Source organism: Mesobacillus sp. (genome assembly GCF_047739415.1).
In the GTDB taxonomy this organism is placed as follows: domain Bacteria; phylum Bacillota; class Bacilli; order Bacillales; family Cytobacillaceae; genus Mesobacillus.
In genome coordinates this window covers 22,906-29,605 of sequence record NZ_JBIQOE010000107.1, presented here as the reverse complement: position 1 = coordinate 29,605, position 6,700 = coordinate 22,906, and the positions used below count along the sequence as shown (strand labels likewise).

Here is a 6,700-nt window from a genome sequence, read left to right as displayed (position 1 = left end):
TGGCGATGAGCTATGATATCCTGCTCGGATATACGGGCATCGTCTCGTTCGGCCATGCGATGTTCTTCGGCATTGGGGCTTATACGGTTGGTGTCTTTATGAAAAGGTTTGAACCAGAAACAAGCTACTTTCTGCTGGCTGTTCTGGTAACGATTCTGCTGACTGCAGTGGTAAGTTATTTCGTCGGGCTTTTGACACTGCGGCTGAAAAGCCATTTTTACGCGATGCTGACGATGGCATTCGCCGGATTGTTTTTAGTACTCGCTGAAAAATGGCGTACTGTTACTTATGGAAATGATGGCTTCACTTTCAGGGTGCCGGATTTTTTGAAGGATCGGACTGATTTTTACTTGATATGCCTTGGTTCGATGGTCATTGTATTCATTTTATTAAAAAGATTCACCAATTCCCCACTCGGAAGAGTCCTCCAGGCAATCAGGGAAAATGAACAGCGGACAGAATCGCTCGGATATAGCGTTTTACAATATAAAATTATTGCCAGTGTCGTATCGGGAGTCATCGCTGGTATTGCGGGGATTTTATATGCTGTTTCCTTACGATTCGTTAATACAAGTGTTTTTACAATGGATATCACACTTGATGCCTTGCTGATTACGATCATTGGCGGAGTCGGGACGCTTGTCGGGGCAATCATCGGCGCCGGAATCATCGAGTTTTCCCACCACTGGCTGACGGAGCTGGCAAAGGTTCACTGGATATTCGAAAGATGGATCATCTTTTTCGGAATCATTTATATCCTCGCAGTCATGTTCTTCCCAATGGGCATCGTCGGTTCCTTGCAAAAACTGAAATTCAGAAAGAAAAAGAAAGCTTCAGTCCCGGTTGAATCAGAGGCTGTCAGCCAGGGAGATTCGTGATGGAAACAAAGCAAGTTACCTCATTCGTACTTCGTTTCCAGCTCGCGGACATCGAAATGGACAGCGGCAGAAAATACTGGAGAGTCAAGGTGACGCATGTGCAGGAAGAAAAGGAAGCCGTGTTTGATTCCGTCGAGTCGGCAATGGAATATATTAAAGAAATTGTTGGAGACTCATAGAGTTGGTTTTTACCGTCCAACTCCAGCGCTTGTGATTTTTCTTAAAGGGGGGAAGAAGATGCAAATTGGCATTGTCAGTACGGGAATTTACCTTCCTGAAAACTACGTCACAGGAGCGGAAATTGCCCGGTTGGCAGGAATTCCCGAAGCAGTTGTGGAAGAAAAAATGGGAATCAGGAAAAAGCGAGTGCCTGGCCCGGGTGACCATACATGTGAGATGGGAATCAGAGCCGCGAGAATTGCATTGGAAAAAGCAAACATGGATCCATTGGACATTGACCTTGTCATCTATATTGGCGAGGAATACAAGGAGTATCCATTATGGACAGCCGGAATCAAGCTGCAGGAGGAAATCGGTGCGAGGAATGCCTGGGCATTCGATACGGCGTTAAGATGCGGAACGACTGTGATGGCCCTCAAGCTTGCGAAAGGGATGATGCTCTCTGATTCGGCGATCAATACCGTCCTCCTCGCTGGAGGCTATCGCAATGGTGATTTTATAGATTACCAGAATCCCAGAACACGGTTCATGTACAATCTCGGGGCCGGAGGCGGTGCAATTTTATTGAAAAAGGGCCATCAGATGAACGTGCTGCTGGAAACAGAAATGATTACGGATGGGTCTTTTTCCGAGGATGTCGTCGTTGTTGCTGGAGGAACGAAAAATCCAATTTCGGCAGAAAATCTTGAGCGCGGGCTATATCAGCTGGATGTTCTCGACCCTCAGGGAATGAAGGAGAGGCTGGAGCAAAAGTCGATGGCTAATTTCCTGAAGGTCATCACTCGGTCCATTGAAAAAAGCGGGTTTTCCGAAAAGGATATCTCCTACGTCGGAATGTTACACATGAAGCGTTCAGCACATGATTTTGTATTGAGGGAGCTAGGGCTTGTGGAAGAAAACTCTATCTATCTCGAAGACTATGGACACATTGGACAGATTGACCAGATCCTGTCGCTTGAACTGGCAGAAAAGGAAGGGAAATTGAAGGACGGAGATGTAGCTGTTCTTGTCAGTGCCGGGATTGGCTATGCATGGGGCGCAACAACCATTCGTTGGGGAAAGGGTGTGTAGTAATGGAAAAAACGGCGGTGGAATTGAAGAAAGTTGATTTGCAGAATGGGGAAACAATCGCGTATAGAGAGCGGGATGGCGGAACAAAAAATGTTCTTTTGATCCACGGAAACATGACATCATCAAAACACTGGGACTTGTTGATTGATCAGATAGATCCTGAATATAAAATTTTTGCGGTTGACCTGCGGGGATTTGGTGAGTCCAGCTATCATAAGCCAATCATGTCCATCAAGGATTTTTCTGATGATGTAAAGATGTTTGTAGATGAAATAGGTTTGAAGGATTTTGCACTTGTTGGCTGGTCGACGGGAGGAGCGATTGGAATGCAATTCTCCGCTGACTATCCAGGTTATTGTGAAAAGCTTGTTCTGCTCGCTTCTGCATCGACAAGAGGATATCCGTTTTTCGGAACTAGTGCAGAAGGTATGCCGGATGTTAACAACCGGCTGGTTACTTATGAGGATGTTAAGGCGGATGCCGGTAAAACGATTGCCGTCCAAACGGCCTATGACCAGCAGAATAGAGGATTTTTAAAGGCAATGTGGAATATGTTGATTTATACCGATCGTCAGCCCGGAGAAGGGCATTATGACGAGTATGTTGATGATATGCTGACACAGCGTAACTTGGCTGAAGTCTACCATTCTCTTAATACTTTTAACATTAGTCCTGTAAACAATGGTTTGAAAGAGGGAACGGACCAGGTGAAGGACATCCAAATCCCTGTACTTGTGCTTCGCGGTGACCGGGATCTCGTTGTCACTAAAAGGATGGCAGAGGAAATTGTCGAGGATTTCGAGGGACAGGCAAGGTTTGTAGAACTGAAAAATTGCGGCCACTCACCATTAGTGGATGACCTGGACCAGCTATTGCAGCATATTGAAGGATTTTTAGCAGATTAGGAAGGTGTATTTATGCGATTAAAAGATAAGGTAGCAATTATTACAGGTGCAGCGAACGGAATTGGGCTTGCTGCTGCAAAGACTTTTGCCAGTGAAGGTGCCAGGGTGGCAATGGCAGACTTTGATGAAGAAACAGGTTCGCAGCGTGCAGCAGAGCTTTCAGGAGAAGGTTATGACGTCGCTTTTTTTCAGGTGAACGTTGCCGACAGGACCAGTGTTGACTCGTTGGTTCAAAACGTTCTTGGCCACTTTGGCAAAATTGATATTTTAATAAATAATGCAGGCATCACCAGGGATGGGATGCTTCATAAGCTTTCGTCAGAGGACTTTCAAAAAGTCGTTGATGTCAACCTGACCGGCGTGTTCAATTGTGCACAGGCCGTTGTGCCGGCAATGGCCCAGCAAGGTTCAGGGAGAATCATCAATACGTCTTCTGTTTCCGGCATCTATGGCAATGTGGGACAGACAAACTACGCAGCAACAAAAGCTGGTGTTGTCGGGATGACGAAAACATGGGCAAAGGAACTTGGCCGCAAAGGCATCAATGTCAATGCAGTAGCGCCAGGATTCATTGAAACAGGTATGACAGCCGCAGTGCCGGACAAAGTGATTGAACAAATGAAAATGCTTGTCCCGCTTGGCAGGCTTGGTTTACCAGAGGACATAGCACACGCCTACTTGTTCCTCGCCTCAGACGAATCGAAATATGTAAACGGCACGACTCTCCATGTCGATGGGGGGATCATGATGTAAAAACAAAAAGCGCAAGCGCCTTGTTTAGCCCCGACAAGCGCTGCCCGCCTTAAAACGCCACGTCCTGTGGCTGGCGGGTCTAGCACATCGTGTGCCACGGAGGGCCGACCGGTGAAGTCGTTCTTTGACTTCATTGGGCGGATCGAAATCGAAAAGTATAGGCGACTGCCCAACTCCGACAAGCGTTGGAGGGCCTGCCAGTGAAGTCGGTCTTTGACTTCATTGGCAGGACCGAAACGTCTCGAGGAGTTAGGAGCCGCAGCTAGACAAGCGACTCGAGGGGCTAGGCGCTGGAGCTGGATTAAGCCAACTACATGAAGTTATCCAAAACTAAATAACTTATTAACCACGTTGAAAGCGCACTTGCTGCGCTTTTTTATTTTGGGGTAGGAAGGGGTGGAGAACTGTTGTAACGGGGAATAAAGCTTCATCAACGGGGATTAAATCTGCTGGAACGGGGATAAAAACTCCGTCAACGAGGATTAAATTTTTCCCAATGGGGATTAAATCTTTCTCTACGGTTAAAACTTCGAAATCCGCAGAAAAAATTTGCTCAACCGTAAATATATTCGAGCTAACCGTAAATAAAATGATCTCAACCGTAAATAAAACTTTGACAACCGTAAATAAATCCCCTCAACCGGTATTAAAACTAATTGTTCCCACTGCGATTGGCCAGAAGGTGCTCTAAAATACCAAACATGCATTGCACATCCAACCTTTTGTTTCCGCCGTAAGCACTTTAAGGTTAACTTCAATCCAAAAGTGGTAAATGGTAATAAAAAAGGATGAGGTGCTGTACATGGAAGAAACAAAGCAGAAGTACTACTTTAATATAGAAAGCGGCGAGGTTTTGGACACGCCAGCCGAGCCTGAGGGCCATTTATTCACGTTGATCGCAACAGGTGAAGAAATAAAAGATCTGCGCGAATACCTGGAGATAAACTATAAAGCTGACTGGGCAACATACGGAAATTCCCATCTGCATCCTTTCAAGGACCCAGACAGTGAACATGCTGAATATGACTTTGCGATAAAGGAAATTTACGCGATGGTCTACAAACTGGGTGATGCTGAAGCCAGGAACCATGTGAAAAGCATGGGGATATTTACGGAAGAAGAGTTAAGTGGCATATAAAATTTTGACACCATAGCTGATGCTGTGGTGTCTTTTGTTTTTTAGCAGGTATTATTTTGTGGATAACTACATGATTTTTTTAATATAAGCTACAGCTTGTCGTGGCAGACCATGGAGCTTGCGCTTTTTGTCTTTATGTAACTATCCTGTAACTCCCATTTCTTAAAATAAATCCATCATGACGAGAGAGGGAGAGGTTGCGGTGAGGTGGGAGCTCGATTGGCTTGAAGCAAGAGCAAGTTTGACCCCAGAGGCCGCTGCGATTGCCGATGCAGGGACTGGTCAGGACTGGTCGTACAGGGAAGTCAACGATCGGGCTAAAGCAATCGCGGCGTGGATGGATTCAAATGGGGTTAAAAAGGGAGACAGAATAGCCTTGCTCGCGCCAAATGGAATTTGTTATTTTGATTTGTTGTTTGCCTGTGGTAAGATTGGTGCCATTTTCGTGCCGTTGAACTGGAGGCTGTCTGTCGATGAATTAGCCTTTATTATAAAAGATTGTGAACCCACGCTCCTTGCGTTCCATTCAAATTTCACAAAAGAAGTGACGACGATCTGGGGAGAGGAAGACCGCTGTATTCAAATAAATGGTACCCGATTCTCGAGGGTGATTGAGCAATTTGCGGGCCAGCGTGAAATGCATGAAATAGATTTGGATGAGGAAGATCCTCTGGCGATGATTTATACTGGCGGGACCACCGGAAAGTCCAAAGGAGCGGTTCTGTCACATCGGGCAATCATCTGGAATAGCATTTCCACGATTACTAGCTGGAATCTGACGCATGAGGACACGACAGTTACGTATTTACCTTTATTTCATACCGGCGGTTTGAACGCTCTATCAATTCCTATCCTGATGGCAGGAGGAAAGGTCGTGCTGGCCAACGATTTTACCCCTGAAAAAGCGATTGAAAATCTAATAAAGTATAAGAGCACAATCGTCCTGTTCGTTCCGACGATGCACCATATGCTTGTAAAATCACAACAGTTCCTTGAAGCGGAATTTCTGGATATGAAATTATTTTTATCTGGAGGTGCGCCGTGTCCGCTTGAGATTTACGAAGCCTACAAACAGAAGGGTATCGCCTTTAAGGAGGGGTATGGACTGACAGAAGCCGGCCCGAATAATTTTTACATAGATCCTTCAGAGGCAAATGTAAAAAGAGGATCAGTCGGCAAGCCGATGCTGTTCCATTCCATCAAGATCCTGGATGAAGACGAAAGCGAAGTCCCTGCTGGCCAGGTAGGAGAACTTGCAATCAAAGGCAAGCATGCATTCTCCTATTATTGGAAAAATGAAACTGCGACCGATCATGCCTGGAAGGATGGCTGGCTTCACACAGGCGACCTTGCAAAAAAGGATGAAGACGGCTACTACTACATTGTTGGCCGAAAAAAAGAAATGATCATCACAGGCGGTGAAAATGTATATCCCCTCGAAATCGAACACTGGCTCTGTGCGCACCCTTTGATTCGCGAGGCTGCTGTGGTCGGCATTCCGGACGAAAAATGGGGAGAAGTCGTGACTGCGTTCATTGTTCTTGAAGAAGGAGCGGTTTTGGGGGAGCAGGAAGCCAAAATGCATTGCAGGCAGAAGCTCGGCGGATATAAAATCCCTAAGGTAATCCAGACAATCAGCCAGATGCCGAAAACGCATGTAGGCAAAATTGATAAAAAACAACTGAAAAAAGTCGCACTGGCTGCTTCCGATAAGCCCGTCAGTTAAAAAAGAAAAAGGCATTTCAGCCAGCGCTTGCTGACTGGAATGCCTTTTT

Annotated in this window: 7 protein-coding genes; all 7 read left to right on the top strand. The window is 45.9% G+C overall.

Annotated features, from left to right (window positions below):
* A partial coding sequence (locus tag ACH0QE_RS08825; RefSeq protein WP_415800331.1) for a branched-chain amino acid ABC transporter permease occupies positions 1 to 878 on the top strand: 878 nt, incomplete at its 5' end.
* Positions 878 to 1,057, top strand: a complete 180-nt coding sequence (locus ACH0QE_RS08820) for a hypothetical protein (protein ID WP_415800330.1) — start codon at positions 878 to 880, stop codon at positions 1,055 to 1,057. The genes ACH0QE_RS08825 and ACH0QE_RS08820, both read left to right, overlap by 1 nt.
* Positions 1,058 to 1,115: 58 nt before the next feature.
* On the top strand, positions 1,116 to 2,129 hold the full coding sequence (locus ACH0QE_RS08815) for a 3-oxoacyl-ACP synthase (RefSeq protein ID WP_415800329.1): 1,014 nt from the start codon (positions 1,116 to 1,118) through the stop codon (positions 2,127 to 2,129).
* 2 nt (positions 2,130 to 2,131) lie between these two features.
* Complete coding sequence (locus ACH0QE_RS08810; protein WP_415800328.1) at positions 2,132 to 3,034, top strand: alpha/beta fold hydrolase; 903 nt, start codon at positions 2,132 to 2,134, stop codon at positions 3,032 to 3,034.
* Positions 3,035 to 3,046: 12 nt separating this feature from the next.
* Positions 3,047 to 3,787 (top strand): 3-oxoacyl-ACP reductase FabG, encoded by a 741-nt coding sequence (gene fabG / locus ACH0QE_RS08805; RefSeq protein WP_415800327.1) that lies wholly within the window; start codon positions 3,047 to 3,049, stop codon positions 3,785 to 3,787.
* An 802-nt stretch (positions 3,788 to 4,589) separates the two neighbouring features.
* Positions 4,590 to 4,925 (top strand): hydrolase, encoded by a 336-nt coding sequence (locus ACH0QE_RS08800; protein WP_415800326.1) that lies wholly within the window; start codon positions 4,590 to 4,592, stop codon positions 4,923 to 4,925.
* A gap of 202 nt (positions 4,926 to 5,127) precedes the next feature.
* Entirely contained in the window at positions 5,128 to 6,651 is a 1,524-nt protein-coding gene (locus tag ACH0QE_RS08795) for an acyl-CoA synthetase (protein ID WP_415800325.1), read from the top strand.
* Positions 6,652 to 6,700 lie beyond the last annotated feature (49 nt).

Excerpts from the sequence above, each read along its gene's own strand:
- ACH0QE_RS08810 (WP_415800328.1), top strand. The coding sequence starts at position 2,132 with ATGGAAAAAACGGCGGTGGAATTGAAGAAAGTTGATTTGCAGAATGGG.
- ACH0QE_RS08815 (WP_415800329.1), top strand. The coding sequence starts at position 1,116 with ATGCAAATTGGCATTGTCAGTACGGGAATTTACCTTCCTGAAAACTAC.
- ACH0QE_RS08820 (WP_415800330.1), top strand. The coding sequence starts at position 878 with ATGGAAACAAAGCAAGTTACCTCATTCGTACTTCGTTTCCAGCTCGCG.
- fabG (WP_415800327.1), top strand. The coding sequence starts at position 3,047 with ATGCGATTAAAAGATAAGGTAGCAATTATTACAGGTGCAGCGAACGGA.
- ACH0QE_RS08800 (WP_415800326.1), top strand. The coding sequence starts at position 4,590 with ATGGAAGAAACAAAGCAGAAGTACTACTTTAATATAGAAAGCGGCGAG.